General features: G+C 66.5%; 16 protein-coding genes and 1 pseudogene. 8 read left to right on the forward strand and 9 right to left on the reverse strand.

The window, feature by feature from the left end; genetic code table 11:
* Positions 1-4 precede the first annotated feature (4 nt).
* Complete coding sequence (locus HNP02_RS02340) at positions 5-712, forward strand: TetR/AcrR family transcriptional regulator (protein ID WP_309241371.1); 708 nt, start codon at positions 5-7, stop codon at positions 710-712.
* Between the two features lie 31 nt (positions 713-743).
* Here the strand turns inward: HNP02_RS02340 and HNP02_RS02345 are convergent.
* Together HNP02_RS02345 and HNP02_RS02350 are read right to left on the reverse strand one after the other, a co-directional pair.
* A pseudogene (locus HNP02_RS02345) lies at positions 744-1,541 on the reverse strand (SAM-dependent methyltransferase).
* Between the two features lie 124 nt (positions 1,542-1,665).
* A complete protein-coding gene (locus HNP02_RS02350; RefSeq protein WP_184434060.1) occupies positions 1,666-2,844 on the reverse strand; it encodes a cytochrome P450 in 1,179 nt (392 codons plus the stop codon).
* Positions 2,845-3,016: 172 nt separating this feature from the next.
* Here HNP02_RS02350 and HNP02_RS02355 point away from each other — a divergent pair, with 172 nt between their 5' ends.
* Positions 3,017-3,607 carry a TetR family transcriptional regulator gene (locus HNP02_RS02355; protein WP_184434063.1) on the forward strand — a complete coding sequence of 197 codons (591 nt, stop codon included), beginning with the start codon at positions 3,017-3,019 and terminating at the stop codon, positions 3,605-3,607.
* On the opposite strand, the gene HNP02_RS02360 is transcribed toward HNP02_RS02355, so the two are convergent.
* Complete coding sequence (locus HNP02_RS02360; protein WP_184434066.1) at positions 3,608-4,654, reverse strand: spirocyclase AveC family protein; 1,047 nt, start codon at positions 4,652-4,654, stop codon at positions 3,608-3,610.
* Positions 4,655-4,740: 86 nt separating this feature from the next.
* Positions 4,741-5,907: a hypothetical protein gene (locus HNP02_RS02365; RefSeq protein ID WP_309241372.1), complete on the reverse strand. Its 1,167-nt coding sequence runs from the start codon at positions 5,905-5,907 to the stop codon at positions 4,741-4,743.
* Positions 5,908-6,007: 100 nt separating this feature from the next.
* On the opposite strand from HNP02_RS02365, the gene HNP02_RS02370 reads away from it, so the two are divergent.
* The 3 genes from HNP02_RS02370 to HNP02_RS02380 all read left to right on the forward strand — a co-directional run bounded on the left by HNP02_RS02370 (position 6,008) and on the right by HNP02_RS02380 (position 8,017).
* On the forward strand, positions 6,008-6,922 hold the full coding sequence (locus HNP02_RS02370) for a spirocyclase AveC family protein (protein ID WP_184434069.1): 915 nt from the start codon (positions 6,008-6,010) through the stop codon (positions 6,920-6,922).
* A gap of 17 nt (positions 6,923-6,939) precedes the next feature.
* Entirely contained in the window at positions 6,940-7,092 is a 153-nt protein-coding gene (locus tag HNP02_RS02375) for a hypothetical protein (protein ID WP_184434072.1), read from the forward strand.
* A gap of 67 nt (positions 7,093-7,159) precedes the next feature.
* The gene (locus HNP02_RS02380; RefSeq protein ID WP_184434075.1) at positions 7,160-8,017 is read left to right on the forward strand and encodes a 3-carboxyethylcatechol 2,3-dioxygenase; all 858 of its coding nucleotides are present in this window, start codon (positions 7,160-7,162) and stop codon (positions 8,015-8,017) included.
* Here HNP02_RS02380 and HNP02_RS02385 read toward each other — a convergent pair.
* Positions 7,963-9,078 carry a CaiB/BaiF CoA transferase family protein gene (locus HNP02_RS02385; RefSeq protein WP_375373626.1) on the reverse strand — a complete coding sequence of 372 codons (1,116 nt, stop codon included), beginning with the start codon at positions 9,076-9,078 and terminating at the stop codon, positions 7,963-7,965. The two genes, HNP02_RS02380 and HNP02_RS02385, sit on opposite strands and share 55 nt — an antisense overlap.
* 130 nt (positions 9,079-9,208) lie before the next feature.
* Here HNP02_RS02385 and HNP02_RS02390 point away from each other — a divergent pair, with 130 nt between their 5' ends.
* Positions 9,209-10,417, forward strand: coding sequence for a CaiB/BaiF CoA-transferase family protein (locus HNP02_RS02390; RefSeq protein WP_184434078.1), 1,209 nt, complete (start codon positions 9,209-9,211; stop codon positions 10,415-10,417).
* Here HNP02_RS02390 and HNP02_RS02395 read toward each other — a convergent pair.
* Genes HNP02_RS02395 through HNP02_RS02405 form a run of 3 tightly spaced genes read right to left on the reverse strand, consistent with a single transcriptional unit; the run spans position 10,389 to position 12,646 of the window.
* Entirely contained in the window at positions 10,389-11,726 is a 1,338-nt protein-coding gene (locus HNP02_RS02395; RefSeq protein ID WP_184434081.1) for a TetR/AcrR family transcriptional regulator, read from the reverse strand. The two genes, HNP02_RS02390 and HNP02_RS02395, sit on opposite strands and share 29 nt — an antisense overlap.
* A gap of 12 nt (positions 11,727-11,738) precedes the next feature.
* Positions 11,739-12,206: a MaoC/PaaZ C-terminal domain-containing protein gene (locus HNP02_RS02400; RefSeq protein ID WP_184434084.1), complete on the reverse strand. Its 468-nt coding sequence runs from the start codon at positions 12,204-12,206 to the stop codon at positions 11,739-11,741.
* Between the two features lie 5 nt (positions 12,207-12,211).
* Positions 12,212-12,646: a MaoC family dehydratase N-terminal domain-containing protein gene (locus tag HNP02_RS02405; protein WP_184434087.1), complete on the reverse strand. Its 435-nt coding sequence runs from the start codon at positions 12,644-12,646 to the stop codon at positions 12,212-12,214.
* 78 nt (positions 12,647-12,724) lie between these two features.
* Between HNP02_RS02405 and HNP02_RS02410 the strand changes: the two genes are divergently transcribed.
* Together HNP02_RS02410 and HNP02_RS02415 are read left to right on the forward strand one after the other, a co-directional pair.
* A complete protein-coding gene (locus tag HNP02_RS02410) occupies positions 12,725-14,188 on the forward strand; it encodes an aldehyde dehydrogenase (protein ID WP_184434090.1) in 1,464 nt (487 codons plus the stop codon).
* A 15-nt stretch (positions 14,189-14,203) separates the two neighbouring features.
* The gene (locus tag HNP02_RS02415; RefSeq protein ID WP_184434093.1) at positions 14,204-15,334 is read left to right on the forward strand and encodes an NDMA-dependent alcohol dehydrogenase; all 1,131 of its coding nucleotides are present in this window, start codon (positions 14,204-14,206) and stop codon (positions 15,332-15,334) included.
* Here HNP02_RS02415 and HNP02_RS02420 read toward each other — a convergent pair.
* Positions 15,331-16,413 carry a Gfo/Idh/MocA family protein gene (locus tag HNP02_RS02420; RefSeq protein ID WP_184434096.1) on the reverse strand — a complete coding sequence of 361 codons (1,083 nt, stop codon included), beginning with the start codon at positions 16,411-16,413 and terminating at the stop codon, positions 15,331-15,333. The genes HNP02_RS02415 and HNP02_RS02420 overlap by 4 nt on opposite strands.
* Positions 16,414-16,563 lie beyond the last annotated feature (150 nt).

Below are 16,563 nucleotides of genomic sequence, written 5' to 3' on the forward strand. Positions count from 1 at the left end.
GGGCGTGGCCGACCGTACGGAGCAGCAACCGGCGCGGCGCCGGAGCCGCCGCGGCCAGGGCGACCAACTGCGCGAAGAGGTCCTGACCGCGGTGAACCGGCTGCTCGACGACTGGGGCAGCGACGAAAAGCTCACGATGCGAGCGGTGGCCACCGAAGTCGGCGTCACCCCTGCGAGCATCTACCTCCACTTCGCCGACAAAACTGAGCTGGTGTGGGCAGCGTTGGCCGACAAGTACCGACAGTTGGCCGATCAGATGGGTGCCGCGGATACCGCAGTCGCTCGGGAAGGCCCCCGCGAGCGGCTACGTGCCCAGGTACACGCCTACTGCCGCTTCGCCATGGACAACCCGGGTCACTACCGGCTCATGTACGAAATCCGCCAACCCACCGTGGAGCGCGAGCGGATGGGACTGCACCCCGCGCGGCAAGTGTCCGCCAGGTTGCGTCGAGCGCTGGCCGCCTGCGCCGACGCGGGTTTCCCGTTGTCACTGCCGCTCTACCAGGCAACGCACACCCTGTGGACGGGCTTGCACGGCCTAGTCTCCGTGCAACACAGCCTGGCCATCGACGGCTCCCCCGACCAACTCGCCGGTATGGCCGACGGCCTCGTCGACATCGTGGTCAGCCCGCAACACCGCAACGGGCCCGCCTACCCGCCGGAGACCGACGTCGACCGTTATATCGCCGCGACGGTCATCGAGGACGGGTAACAACCCGTAGTCGGGCGCCGCACCTTCGGGCTTACGGGAGCCGGCCTTCGACGAACATACTGTCGGGGACTGCCTCATCGAGGGACGCGGGAATCAGGCGGTTGTTGGCTGCCAGCAGGTCCTCGGCGCTGATCGCGGTGACGTTCCAGTCGTGCGCCCGCAGCCAGTCAGGAACCGCGGTCCGTTCCTCCTCGTAGAGGAGGTTGCCGGACCCCGTGATGTCCTTGCCACCCAACTCGACCGCTGCCGCCCGGTATTGCTCCATCTGTTCTTCGCGGCGGGCGAAGCCTTCGGCGCTGAAGAAGTCATTGGTAAACGCCTCAACTGCCACCCGGCTCCCGTGCGCACTCAGCGATTGGATGCGGTCGAAGAGCAGGTCCTGAGCATCGGCCGTCAGATACGGCAGCAGCCCTTCGGCCGACCACGCGGTCGGAACCGTCGGATCGAAACCCGCCTCCACCAATGCCTTCGGCCAGTCCTGCCGCAGATCGATCCCGATACTGACATGGTTGGCGATGGGGGCGACGTCATGGGATTCCAGCGTCTCGGTCTTGAACCCCAGAACCTTGGGTTGGTCGACCTCATAGACGACGCTCCCGTCGGGCCAGGCCAGCCGCCACCCGCGGGCGTCCAGTCGCTGGCAGTTCACCATCGACATAGATCTTCCAGATGCCGTCGCCGGCCGCTTCGAGGAACAACTGCGCATACGGATCGCTGATCAGCGGGTCGGCGCTATCGGTGTTGCCGCCGCCCGGCCGCCGGCAACACCGAGTGCCGTAGCGCCGACGCTCTCGTTTATGTCCCAGGTGTCGTCATCGGTCCGAGCCATTCGAGTTCCCTTCGCTGCGTTGGATGAACGGCCTCGCCCACATGCAGTGGGTAGCCGAGGCGATCATCCCCAAAGTCGGATGAGCGCTTGCGCGAAGACCATTGGATCGGATGAGCCGAATCAGCTACGCGGGCTTGATGTTCAGCGGCACCGACTTCAGTGCCATGGTTCCGGTGGGCCAGGGCACCTGCGGTTCGGCGTCGCCGGCCAGCGTGTAGTCGGGAATGCGGGTGTGCCATTCCTCGAGGATGAGGCGCAGTTCCAAGCGCGCGAGGTGGGAACCCAGGCAGCGGTGTGGCCCACGCCCGAATGCGAAGTGCACCACCTTGCTGTCCGGATGCACCTCGTCGGCGTCCTCGTACCGTTGCGGATCGCGGTCGGCGCTGCCGTAGCTCAGCATCACTCTGGTGTCCTTCGGCAGCACCCGGCCGCCCACCTCCACCTCTTCGGTGGTGACTCGTGGGGCGAACGGAACGGGACCGTCGACGCGGAGCAAGTCCTCGATGAATCCCGGAATGAGGGCGAAGTCGCTGCTGATCCGTTGCCGGAGTTCATCATCCGCAGCGAGCTTGGCCAACGAGAAGCCAACGGCCGAGGTGACCGTGTCGAGGCCTGCGAGCACGAACATGAAGCACAGGCCGAGAATCTCGGTGTCGTTCATGCCACCGTCTTCGGTGTCGTGGATCAACTGGGTCAACATGTCGGTGCCGGACGTGTCCGTGCGCCGCTCGGCGATGTGCTCGTTGAGGTAGGTGAAGAGTTCCAGCGCGTAGGTCAGCACTTCGGGCGTCGGCTCGCCGCTGCCGGGGTCGGTGAACTGCAGGATCGCGTCCTTCCAGTGCACCAATCTGTCCCGGTCCGCCATCGGCAATCCGAACAGTGTCAGGAAGACCTGCGAGGGAAACGGCGTGGCGAGATCCGCCATCGCTTCGCATTCGCCCTTGGCCACGATCGCATCGATCAACTCCCCTGCCTGCCGACGCAGTTCAGGTTCGCGCTCAGCCATCTTCTTGGGGCTGAAGAACGGGTCCAACATGCGACGGAAACGGGTGTGGTCCGGCGGGTCGATCGCGATCGGTACGAGTGGGACGGGGCTGCCCAACACGTCGAACGCCTTCGCCGACGAGAAGATCTGTGGCCTCTTTGCGGCGAACTCCACAGCCGCGGCGCTGGTGAGCACGACCTCCTCACCCGAGGTGACCGCTTCGCCCCCTTCGCGTAGTTCACGCCATGCGCGCGAACGGTCGTTGGCGAAGGGCAGGTCGTTGATGTTCACGATTCCAGTCACGCCGAGTTCGGTCATGTGGTGACGATCCTCTCTGCGTGCGCCACGGCGGCGCGCAAATCCAGACACACTATGGCAGTGGACTGCCATATGTGGCAAAGTATCGTCGGCACGACAACCGGTGTCAACGATGAGCCGACGTCAGCCGTCGTTGTAGGGTCTGGACACCGAGACGGTCGAGGAGGTACGGATGGCACGGGGCGACCGTTCACCACGTGACGCACACGCGGATCGCACACGGAACGCGCTTCTCGAGGCGGCCCTGGATCTGTTCAGCGCCAACGGCTACGACGAGACCACGACGGATCAGATCGCCGAGAGCGCGGGAGTGTCTCCGCGGACGTTCTTCCGGTACTTTCCCACCAAGGAGTCGGTGCTCTTCTTCGGGGAGTACGACTTCATCGACGCGGTCAACGGGGTATACCTCGCCCAGCCCGAGGGGCTGTCCGACTTCGAGGCGATGGCCAACTCATTCGCGCTGCTCGCCCCAGGGCTCAAGCGTATTCGCAAGAGGATCGCCCAGTACCACGAAGCGGTCGCATCGTCGCTAGTGTTACTGGGCCGCGAACGCAGGAATCACGCGGCCAACGCCGAGACCGTAGCCAAGGTGATTGCCGAGCGGCGACATCTGCCGACACCCGACGACGAGTGCCGATTGCTGGCATCCGTCGGCATGCTGCTCATCGAACGCGCACTCAATCGGTGGTTGGCGACGCCGGGCCGGGCCCTCGACGACCTGATCCGCCAGGAGTTCGCGGCGCTGCCAGCAGTACTGAAGTAACTACTGGTCGTCGAAGCGGGTGCCGTCGGGACAGGCCCGCGGGGTATCCGGTCCGCAGTACTGCGTGCGCAGGTATGTCGGGTAGGTGTCGGTCGGCCCCGCGTAGAGGCCGGCGAGGTTCACCGGAAGGTCGTACACGCCGATCGCCACCACGTGCAGGAAGCCGGTGACCGCCAGCACGCGTAGCAGTCCCTTGACCCGCGGTCCGGCCCAGCGCAGCGTCTCCACGCCCGCCTCCACCCGGATCTGACCCTTGCCGTTGCGGAAGAACATCAGCGCTCCGCTGGAGCTGAGGACCAGGGACCAGAGAATGGGTCCGTAGAGCGGTATCTGCACGGTCTGACCAGCCCACAGCGTGACGCCGGGAATCGATGCGGGATAGGCGACAAGACCGTGGTGCACCGCGAAGATCTCCAGCGGAAACTCGATGGCGTACACCGCGAGCCAGCCACAGCAGAACGTGCGGACGGGTCCCAGCGTTGACCAATGGCCCCGCGCCCGACTCATCCCCCACTTGGCCACCTTGCCCATGGCGAGCGGCATCCAGACGTAGATCATTCCGATCATCAACACCGGCTCGACCATCAGCCGACTACCGGGGCTGAGCGAGCCGGGGACGTTCTCCATCCAGTTGCCGAAGTTGACCAGGCCCGCGTTGTAGAACAACACTGGCTGGAACCAGTTGATCAGGGGGTCGTGCCACCACGCGATCGCCGACCCGATCACGACGGCGGCTTCGACGCACAGTTGACGCTCGCGCAAGCTCTTGCGGACGACGTAGACGATCGCGATCAAAGCCAGTATCGGGCAGGCGATCTGGAAGGCAGTCATGGCCAACCGGGTGCCGCCCGGGATCGGATCGGGACCCGGATCCACCGGACTCGCGTTTCCCGACACGATCCACGAGGTGTAGACGTAGGCGGCGACCGCGATGCACGCTGCGCCGACGCCCGACCAGAACAACACCGGCCGAATCGACTTGATCGGTGCCGGTTCGGCCGTCGGCTCCACACGACCGATCTCGTCGGGGCTCTTGAGATCCGTCACTGCAAGGCCTCCTTTCGCAACGACCTACCAAAGATGGCAGTTCACTGTCACATAGTCAACGGCCAGCGTCGGAATGCCTCCGCCGCCTAGCGGCACGACCGGTTCATCAACGCAGCCGTCTCAAGATCGTCGACGGCCGCGCAGGCCCTGCGAAATGCCGCGTCGGTGTTCTCCTGCGCCTGCAGTCCCTGCCAGTTGACCGTCATGGCCGTCGCATCCCACGCTTCGGCGGCGAAGAGCCGGTACCGGTCGAAAGCTGCGTCGCGGCGCGGCACGTCCTGCACCCCACCGGCACGCAAACCCTCCAGGTAGCGAGCAATCAGGTCCCGCTCGTGGTCACGGCGCACTTCGGGTTCCAGGCCAGTCGTCATCCAGTACGACACTTCCCGCAGCCCAGGTCCCCGCCAGACCACCTGCCAGTCCAGCAGGCCCGATCGACCGTCGGGCCACGCGAAAGTGTTGCCTAGATGCGAGTCGCCGTGCAGCAGAGTCAGTGGCCCCGACTCGAACTCGCGGTAGTACGCCTGTGTATGGCGATCGAGCGCCGCGGCTACCTCGCGCACCGCGGGAGTCACCTCGGGGCGGTCCCGCTGCAATGCGCCAAGGCGGCCGCGGGCGTAGAAGCGCTTCAGCAGGCCATATCCCGGTCGGGTGCTCCAGGTTCGGATCCAGGACAGTTCCCGAGTCAGCCGCGGGCTCTCCCAGAATCGCGCGTGCAAAGTGGCGAACGCGTCGATGAGCCCTTGCGCGTGGGCGATGTCGCAGTCGTCGGCCATTGCGTAGGGCCGTCCGCCTGCGGAGACGATGTCGTCGAGCACGATCAGGAACCGCGCCCCTACCCCGGAATGGGCATACCAGGCGTGCGGAGCGACTCCTTCGAGATCGGCCGCTACCTGGTTGTAGAAGCGGGCTTCGTTGACGGCCATCCCCAGCGTCGCCACCATCGTGCGATTCTTGGCCGACAGCGGAGTGCTCTTGACGAAGAGATGCTTCGGAAGCCCTTCCGCCCGTCCCGCCTCGTTCCATTCGACGGCCAAGCGCCTGCGGTCTGTCGTGCCGGTGGTGCCATCGAGCAGCGAAACCCGCTGCGCCACTGCGCCAGATGCCGAACGTGCCACGTGGTGCGTCAACCATTCAGCCGTCACTTCGTCAGCGGCCGACGCTTCGGTTCCCGGTAGTTTCGGCAACACCGCCGCCACCAGTTCGCCCGCGGCGATGAGGTTGGCTGCAGTACGACGGAGGAGCGGATTCACGACGGCGATGACCTGATCTCAGATTCTGGTGACAATCGATTTATGGTCAACTAGGTTACACAAGTAAGTAGTGAACTGATTAACGCATTGAGAGGCAACGATGCTGTTAACCGCTTCGGATCTGGCACCACCGGCGACCCTTGATCCCTCTGGGGTGTGGTTCTTCAACTGGGTCGTACCGATCGCCGGCAGCGTCTTCATCGTTCTGGCGATCGCCGACGTGATCCGGCGGCGGCGCCTGACGTGGGGCTTCTTGTTCCTGTTCAACAGCCTCGCGGTGTACTGGATGGAGACCGTAGGCGACTGGGGGCAGATGCTGTTCTACAGTCCTGCGTTCGCCGAACACCATCTGCTCGAATGGCTACCGCTCAAGACGCCGAACGATCCGCTGTTCATGCCATTCGCCTACGCGGTGTACTGGGGTGTGCACGCCCTCCTGGTGTTGTGGCTGAGTCAATGGGTGTCATCGAAGTTCGGCTGGAGCATGCTCAAATCGATGATCGTGCTTGCCATTCCGATCAACTACGTCTGGGACTTCGTCGTCGAGGGCACCGCTACGGCGATGGGCTGGTGGACCTACGATCCGGGCATCGGCCCAGTGCTCGAGTGGAGCAACGGCGGCCGCATCACGCTGCTCTGGACCATCGGCATCATGTGCACGTGGCCCAATCTGATCGCCTACTGGGCTGGCAAGCCGCCGATCCGAGGGCTCAACCACTTCGAGCGGTTCTGCCGACTGGACCGCTTCACCGTGCCGAAGGTGCCGCTGCGTCCGTCCAGCGACGTCGCAGGCGCCGGCGCGGTCGCCGTGGTCACCAAGCAGGTACGGCGGACCAAGCAGCAAGAGTTCGACGACTACCTCAACTACGAGGTCACCATTCCGCGGTGGCGCTTCGAGCTCATGCGATTGGGTGCCTGGTTCGTCGTCTTCCAGGTCAGCTTTGCCGTATTCCTCGTCCTGCCGCTGGCGGTCTTGCGCTGGGCCACCGGTGCCGACAGCTCCTACATCCCATGACCGTTGAGGAGCCTGACATGAAGGACATGCCCGCAGAGTTCTTCCTTCCCCCGCAGACCAACGAAGCGTTGGCGAAGGAGACCATCCGACTGATCGCAGGGTGCGTCGCGTTCATAGTGATTCTCGGCATCATCGTGGCGTCGACGCAGGGCATCGTCTTCAGCGTGTGACACGCCGGGCTCCCGATAGAACCCCGACTCATCTAACATTAGTGTCACTTCTATCGGAGGTACGCACATGACGTCGGAGAGACTGGTTGTCTGCGCAAGCCACAGCCCAGGCAAGGAGCGCGATGTCGCGCATGCCTTCGGGCACCAGTTTCGCTCGGCACTGACCGCCGCAGCCGAGCGCGTCAAGCAGTTCGATCCAGACGTGGTGCTCGTGTTCGGCGGAGACCATCGCCGGGCGTTTCGCCACGTGGTGCCCGCCTTCGGGGTCGCGTTGACTGCGTCGATCCTGGCCGAGGGCGGCCACCCGGCAGGGTCTCTCGACGTGCCATCCGCACTCGCCCGCAGGCTGTGCGAACACCTGCTGTCTGCCGGATTCGACGTCGCCGCGTGCCGCGACATCGAGCTGGATCATGCGTTCGCCCAACCCGTTCGGGATCTCGTCGGTGAATTGGCGGACAAGCCCGTCATCCCACTACCCGTCAACTGCGCGACCGCTCCCCTCCCCGTCGGTCGCCGCGTTGCCGACTTCGGCGCGGAGGTCGGCCGGTTCCTCGACGGCATCGATCAGCGGGTATTGGTGATCGGCACCGGAGGGCTGTCCCATTCACCGCCGAGCCTTGAGATCGACACCTATGACCTCAGCGACGAGGATCGGGCGCAGATCATCTCCGAGGGCATGGCCGAGGCGCGCACCAAGATTCGGCCCGATTGGGACACCGAGGTGCTGGATGCCATGTCGGCCTGGGACATCGAGGCGCTGATTGGCCTAGTGGACTCCGCGCACGCAAGGGCGGGCGCAGGCGCCAACGAAGTTCGGACCTGGCTCGCCGCGGGCGCCGCGGGCGGCGGACGGCCAGTCACTCCACTGGTCTACGAGCCGGTGCCCGAATGGATCACGGGGATGGCGGTCGCTACGTCGGCGTGACTTTCGCTGCGCGCAGGCACCGGTGGCGGAGTAGGCGTCCGCGAGAACAGCGGCGCAGGTGCAGGCTGGCGTACCCCGTCGACGTCGACGAACACGTTGCGGCGCTGCATGTGTGGGTCGTCCATCGCCTCCGCCGCGGAGAGCACCGGGGTGACGCACGCGTCGCTGCCCTCGAACACCTGCGCCCAATGGTCGCGCGGGTGCTGCCGGAACCGGTCCGTCAGCACGTCGCGCATCACCGGCCAACCGGAGCGGTCTCGTTGTGCGCTCAGCGTGGTCGGATCGATCCCCAGCAGTCGCAGCATCTCGGCGAAGAACTCGGGCTCCAGGGCGCCCACGGCGACGTAACCGCCGTCCGCGCACTCGTAGGTGGAGTAGAACGGCGCCGAACCGTCGAAGACGTTGGCGCTCCGCTCGTCTGACCACCGGCCATCGGCGCGCATCGCCCACAACACGTGGCCAAGAACCGGGGCGCCGTTGACGATGGCGGCGTCGATCACCTGGCCGCGACCGGATGCCTGCCGTTCGACCAAAGCGGCCAACACGCCGACGACCGCGAACAGCGAGCCGCCGCCGTAGTCGCCGAGCAGGTTGAGCGGGGGCGCTGGCGGGCGGTCCGCGGGACCCATCGCATGCAGCAACCCGGTGAGGCCGATGTAGTTGATGTCGTGGCCGGCCTGCCGGGCGCGGGGGCCGGTCTGCCCCCAACCCGTGATGCGGGTGTAGACCAATCCTGGGTTGCGGCCCTGACATTCGTCGGGTCCAAGGCCCAGTCGTTCGGTGACCCCTGGCCGGAATCCCTCGAGGAGAACGTCCGCCTGATCGATCAGTCGGCGCACCTGGTCGAGGTCGCCAGCGTCCTTGAGGTCGGCGACGAAGATCCGGCGGCCGCGCAGTTGTGCGCCCGAGCCCGCTTGTCCCGGCCGCTGTACCCGCATCACCTCCGCGCCAAGGTCGGCGAGCAGCATCGCGGCATGCGGGCCTGGACCCATCCCGGCTAGTTCGACGACCTTGACCCCAGCCAAGGGACCCGCCGATACCGGCGGGGAGACATCTCCCACATGGTCAGCCTAACGCGAATCTGACAGAATGTGCATATTAGATTCACCTCGCACACCGCTAGCACAGGCATTTTGGATTTACCGCTAGCGTCCATCTGACATCGATGTCGTGACGACGGGAGTAGCGAACGTGAGCATCTCCGCGCCGCTATCGGGCATCACCGTGGTGAGCCTCGAGCAGGCGGTCGCGGCGCCGTACGCGACGCGGCAGCTCGCGGATCTCGGCGCGCGGGTGGTGAAGATCGAGCGGCCGCAGGGCGGTGACTTCGCGCGGGGTTATGACCGTGCGGTACATGGCGAGTCGAGCTACTTCGTCTGGCTCAACCGCGGCAAGGAGTCGTTGACCCTCGATCTCAAACATCCTGATGGCCAACGCATCCTGCACCGCCTGCTGGACAGTGCCGACGTGCTGGTGCAGAACCTTGCGCCGGGAGCCGCGGCACGGATGGGCCTGGACGCCGACGCGGTGGCCCGCGATCACCCGCAGACCATCACCGCCACGATCAGCGGCTACGGCCAGGACGGCCCGTGGCGTGACCGCAAGGCCTACGACCTGTTGGTGCAAGCCGAGGCCGGGTTGCTGTCGGTGACGGGCTCACCAACCGAGGTGGCGCGCACCGGCGTATCGATCGCCGACGTGGCAGCAGGCATGTTCACCTACTCCGGCATCCTCACCGCCCTCTACACACGCGCCACGACCGGCGCGGTGCACCCGGTGTCGGTGTCGTTGTTCGACGCCCTGGTCGAATGGATGTCCCAGCCGCTCTATTACGGCCACTACGGCGGAACGCCGCCGGCTCGCACGGGGGCACGCCATCCGACGATCGCCCCGTACGGCCCGTTCATCGCCGGGGACGGGGGCACGGTGTTGCTCGCGGTGCAGAACCCGCCCGAATGGCAGCGGCTGTGCGAGATCGTCTTGGATAGACCGGATCTCGTCGCCGACCCGCGGTTCGCCGCCAACCCGGACCGGGTGGCGCATCGTGACGAACTGGAGTCGATCATCACTGCCGCGGTCGCGCGGTTGAGCGCCGAGGAACTCGAGACGCGCCTGCAGGGCGCAGGTGTGGCGCACGCGCGGATGAACGACGTCGCGCAGCTGTGGCAGCATCCCGTGCTCGTCGGCCGCAACCGGTGGCACGAGGTTGCGACCCCCGGCGGTCCCGTCGGCGCGCTGCCACCGCCTGCCGGCCTGGCCGGCGTCGACCCGCTGTTCGGTGACGTGCCCGCCCTGGGCGAGCACAGTCGAAAAATCTTGCGCGAGTTGGGTTATTCGGCGGATGCGACGGAGGGCCTCATCGCGGCCGGCGTCACGACAGACCGAAGAACCCGCGCCTGATACAGGTCATCAACAACTCGATGACCTGATCGTCGACGATCGGCTCGGGCATCTCGAGGGCGGCCTGCGGCACCCGGGTGACGAGAGCGCGCAGGATCAGCGCCGAGACCACCGGGTCGAACGGATACGGGCACGGTCCGCGGATGAGCATCCTTGCCGCGCCGATGTCCATCATGACCTGGCCGTTCTCGCCGATGCCCACGATGGTCGGGTCGTCGGTGGTGCCCTCGACCCACGCCTCGATGCATCCCGAATACCGGTCATAGAACTCAACGTAGGTGGCCAACCAGTGCCGCAGGGTCGACTCGTCGGCCACCGGATCCACGTGTGCAATCCGATCCGCGAATGCCATTCCGGCTCCGTAGATCTCGGCGGCGACGGCGGCGAGCAGGTCCTGCTTGTCGCTGAAGTACTTGTAGAACGTGCCGCGTGCAACGTCGGCGGTCAAGACGATGTCGTCGACACTCGTGCTGCGGTATCCGCGTGCGCGGAACTGGGTCGCGCCGGCATCGGCCAGAGCAGTCACGGTGCTGACGGCACGGTTGCTCAACGCGGCGGTTCGCTCGCCGATGGACAGCCCCGCGATCTCCGGGACCGCGGGCACTTCGACCGCATCGACGTCGGCAGCAGGGTCGGCGCTGGCGTGCAGACGCAGCGAACTCAGCACCGACGGCGGGGTCTCGGGGAACAGCGCCAGCTGAAGGAAGACCGACAGCGTGTCGACCGCGTCCTTGGCGCTGCGGCCGTAGGCGCGGTCGGTATGTACGAACAGGTTGATGCGGTGCACCAGCGCGGTCATCGTCATGGCCGCGACTTCGGGGTCCATGCCCTTGAGGCCAGAGGCCGCGAGCCGCTCGGCGACACGGTGGTTGTAGCTGCTCACGAACCGGGCGATTTCAGGACGGACCTTGGTGTCCGACGACGCGATCGCCGTCCACTGCACGAACATCGTGGAGTACTTCTCGAACACCCAGCTCCACTCGCCCAACCACCAGTTCAGGTTGTCGAAGCCCACCTCGTCCGGGCCGAGGGGGCCGATGCGTCGAGCCACCCGGAACAACGCGCTGCCGCACTCGTTGAGCAGTTCCAGGAAGATCTCGTCCTTGCCCTTGAAGTACTGGTAGAGCGTGGCGCGCGACACGCCTGCGGCCTTGGCGATCGCGTCGACCGACGTGTCGAAGTACCCCAGCCGCCCGAACAGCTCCAGCGAGACCTCGGTGATCCGGCTGCGCGTCGTGGCGCCGCGTGCGCCGATGGCGGGGCTGGAGGGGCCGTAACTGGCCCGGCGGATGATCGAGGCGTCGGACATGGTCGTTCCAGCCTATGGCCCATCCGGGCTGCCGGTGTCGCGCAGCGGGGCGTTTCGCGGGATGAGGAACTCGGCGGTGCCGCTGATCGCGACACCACCCGAGGGGCCCGTCGCGGTCAACTCGACGCTCACCCGGTCGGCGTCCGGCTCCGCTGACACCGTGGTGATCGTGCCCGAGCACGTCAGCACGTCACCGGGCCAGACCTGCTCGCGGAAGCGGACCCCGAAACGGCGCACGTTGCGTGCACCCAGCCAATCCGCGGCGAACCCGGCCAGAAGGGCCGCCGAGAACATGCCCTGGGCGAACACCGACGGGTAGCCGGCCGATCGCGCCAGTTCGTCGTCGTAGTGCATGGGGTTCAGGTCGCCGGACGCTCCGGCGTAGCGGACGAACATCTGGCGGGTCAGCGGCCCGAACTCTCGCGGTGTCGCCTGGACACCCGTGCTTAGCGGGGTTCGATGATCTTCGCTTGCGCTCATCGCCGTCATCTCGGTGCCGTCTCGATGAACGTGGCCTTGGCTTCCGCCACCAACGTGCCTGCCGCGTCCCGGTATTCGGTGACCACGGTGGCAAAGCGCATCGTCCCGCCACGCTTGCCGGGCTTGGCGAACCGGTCAACGATCCGCTCCCGCGCCGTGACGACCTCGCCCGCGGCAGGCAATTCACCGTGGAAGACGAACTCCTGCTCGCCGTGCAGCAGGCGCTTACGGTCGAAGCCCACGTTCACCCGGACGCCCGGCGGTGCCCATCGGGCAGCGCTGGTCAAGAACGTCGGCGGGACGATCGCGTCGGGACCGCGGTAGGCGGGATCGTCGGACAACATGGCGTCGGCGAACTCGGCGATCTTGCCGCGCTCGACCACCACCTCCCACGGCTGTCCCACGCTCAGGTCGGCGTCGCTGTCGGGCGATGCACTCATAGTGACCAATAGTGTCAGAAAATATCCGGATCCGAAACTGAATCTGCGCTTCACCACGAATGAGCCGCTTGTCGAAAGATGACATCAATGCCAGAATCGGTCTCTATGGTCGAGTTGGCGGCAAGCTACGTCGCGGGCAAATGGGTGACCGGCGCGCGCGCCGAGACACTGGACGTGACGTCGCCGACCACCGGCGAGGTGCTGGGCACCGTCGCCGTCGCAGGCCGTGACGAGGTCGACGCCGCCGTCGCGGCTGCCCGCGGTGCGTTGCACGCCTGGACGCAGACCTCCCCCGCCGATCGCGGCGCCGCATTGGGCCGACTGGCCGACGCACTGAGCGCGCGCAAGGGCGAACTGGCCGACCTGACGACCGCCGAAATCGGCTCGCCGCGATCGTGGAGCACCTTCGGTCAGGTCATCACCGCGGCCGGGGTGCTGCGCGCCTACGCGGCAATCACCCCCGACCATCCCTTCACCGTTCTTCGTCCGTCGGCGACGGGCGGCACCGTGGTTGTGCGACAGGTCCCCGTCGGCGTGGTGGGGGCGATCGTGCCGTGGAACACGCCGCTTTTCATCGCCGCGTTGAAGCTCGGTCCCGCGCTGGCCGCGGGCTGCACGGTGGTGCTCAAGCCGGCGCCCGATGCACCGCTCGAATTCGGCGTGCTGATGGAAGCGATCGAAGAGGCCGGAATTCCCGACGGAGTGGTCAACGTCGTCAACGGAGGTGCCGCTACCGGCGAGGTGCTGACCGAACACCCGGACGTCGACAAGATCAGCTTCACCGGATCGACGGCCGTGGGTACCAGGATCGCCGCGTCGTGTGGATCTCGCATCCGCCGCTGCAGCACCGAACTTGGCGGCAAGTCACCGGCCATCGTGCTCCCCGACGCACTGATCGACACGACGGTGCCCGGACTGGTCGGCGGCGTGATGGGCAACAACGGCCAATTGTGTGCCGCGCTCACGCGCATCCTGCTGCCGCGCAGCCGATACGGCGAATTCGTCGCCGCCCTGACGGCCGCGGTGACGGCGCTGACCGTCGGAGATCCTGCCGACCGGGCCACCGACATCGGCCCACTGATCAACGAGGCCGCGCGCGACAGGGTCGAGGGATTCCTCCTGCGGGCCCGCGACGAGGGCGCCACCGTGCTGACCGGCGGCGAGCGACCCGACCGCCCAGGGTGGTTCGTCAGCCCGGCCCTCGTCGAGGCGACCAACGACATGGAGATCGCCCGCGAAGAGGTCTTCGGTCCGGTCGCCGTCCTCATCGCCTATGACGACGCGGGCCCTGACGACGCCGCGGAGGCGGTGTCCATCGCCAACGACTCGCGCTACGGGCTCGTCGGCGCGGTGTGGTCGGCCGACGAGGAACGTGCCGCGGCGGTGGCGGCCCAACTGCAGGTCGGGTCGGTGGCGGTGAACTCGACCGCCGTGCTCGACTTCGGCAGCCCGTTCGGCGGTTTCAAGCAGTCGGGCATCGGCCGGGAGGGCGGCCCGGAGGGCATCGCGGGGTTCGTCGAATACCAGTCCATCATTCGCTGAACCGGAAGGGATCAAATGCAGACGCAGGCAGCGGTCCTGTTCGAACGCAACACACCGTGGTCGATCGAGACCATCGAGCTCGATCCGCCGAAGGCGACCGAGGTGCTCGTCGAATTGCACGCCTCGGGCATGTGCCACTCCGACGACCACCTCGTCACCGGTGACATGCCGATCCGACTGCCCTGCATCGGCGGGCACGAAGGTGCGGGCGTGGTGAAGGCCGTCGGCGAGCACGTGTCATGGCTGGTGCCCGGCGACCACGTGGTGTTCAGCTTCATCCCGTCGTGCGGCCGGTGCCCGTCGTGCTCGACAGGCCATCAGAGCCTGTGCGACCTCGGCGCAAAGATCTACTCGGGCATGCAGATTCATGACGGCACCGCACGGCACCATCTCGGTGACGACGACCTCGCCCTGGCCTGCGGGGTCGGGTCGTTCTCGCACCACACCGTGGTACACGAGGCGAGTTGCGTGAAGATCCCGGAGCACTACCGGCTCGACCTCGCCTGCCTGCTCGGCTGCGGTTTCATCACCGGCTGGGGCTCTTCGGTCTACGCCGCGGACGTGCGGCCGGGCGATACGGTCGTGGTCGCCGGCGTCGGTGGAATCGGCGCCGCGGCAGTACAGGGTGCCCGGCTGGCGGGTGCCCGCACGATCACGGTGATCGATCCGTCGGAGTACAAGCGCGAAGAGGCCGTGAAGATGGGCGCGACGCACACGGCCGCCGATTGGGTAGAGGCCAAAGCCGTTGTCGCCGAGGCAACCTGGGATCGTGGCGCGGACAGGTTCATCTGCGCGATGGGGGTCGGCGACGGGCAGCTGGTCGGCCAGGCGCTGGCCATGACGGCCAAGCGCGGGAAGGTCGTGATCACCAACATCCATCCGATGCTCGAGCGCGACATCCGGGTGAATCTGATGGATCTCACCCTGACCGAGAAGCAGATCATCGGCACCTTGTACGGCTCGGGCAACCCACGCGCCGACATTCCGAAGATCCTCGAGTTGTACAGCGCGGGGCAGGTGGATCTCGACTCGATGGTCACCCGCACCTACCCGCTGGAGAAGGTCAACGACGGCTATGCCGACATGCACGCGGGCGCCAACATCCGCGGCGTGCTGATCTATCCGCCTGCCGAAGGGTCGAGCTAGGTCCGTACGGGCTCCCAGCCGCCCCCTTCGGCGGAGCGGCGCGCGGCGTCGATCACCGCCAGCGAGAGAAGTCCGTCCTCGAAGGTGGCCGCGGCGCTCGGTGCGCCGTCGAACGCGGGCAGCCAGTCCTGCAGCATCAGCGCCATCGCCCGGCTGGCATGGCCGGCAAGGCCTCCTGGCAACTGCTCGGGGTGAGCGGGCTCGCGTTCGTCCACCGTCAGTGGCGCCAGTCCGTCATCGGTCGCCGCGCCGAGACTGTATGCCGCGGAACGCAGGTCGCCGTCGCCGATGATCGTGCCGTCCGACCCGAAGAGTTCAAGGCGGTAGTGATCGGCATGGGCACCCATCACCGAGACGCTCAGGATGGCGGTCAGCCCGGACTCCATGCGCATCAGCAGCGCTGCCGTGTCGTCGGCGGTGACGTGCAAGGTCTCGCCGTCGGGTAGCTCACGGATCGGGTCGCTGGTCCGCACCTCGGCGCACACCGATGCCGGGCGGCCGAGCACGCTGCACAGGAAGTCCAGATCGTGCACCAACATCCCCGCCAGGTATCCGCCACCCTGCTCGCGGTCGTACATCCACCGCGCCTGCGGCGCACGGCTCGGATGCCAGTAGGACGCGCTGCGGCTGACGCGGGCAAGGTACTGGTTGCCAAGGAATCCCGATCGCACCTTGTCGGCGACGGCCAGCCAGTCGGGGTTCCACCGGTTCTCGAAGCAGCAGGCGGTCGGCACATTGGCCTCGGCGGCAGCGCGCACCATCTCGCGCGCCGCATCGAGGTCGCCGGCGAGCGGCTTCTCACACAGCACCGGCTTGCCCGTGGCAAGAGCTGCCAAGGTCATGTCGCGGTGCAGCACAGTGGGTGTCGCGACCGAGATGACGTCGAGGTCGTCGCGGGTGACGAACGACCCCCAATCGGTGGACGTCTCCTCGATGCCCAGCTTGGCGGCCGTCCGTTCCAGCCGCTCGGGGGTACGCGCGCAAAGCGCGACGGGCTCGAACCCCTTGGCGGCCCGGAACCCGGGCACCTGAACGTGTGCACCCCAGCCCACTCCGATGATGCCCACCCGCAATGTCATGTGCTCTCCTCGATCCGTTGGTCCACCCGTCTCGCACTAGTGACACTAATGTTAGATAGCTGCCGGGTTCAAGGCTGCGAGTTCGGCACATTGAACAGTCGCTGCCGGTACCCCACCGTTGCCTAAAAGTGACATGAGTGCCAGAATCGG

This window comes from Mycobacterium sp. AZCC_0083 (assembly GCF_014202335.1).
GTDB lineage: Bacteria > Actinomycetota > Actinomycetes > Mycobacteriales > Mycobacteriaceae > Mycobacterium.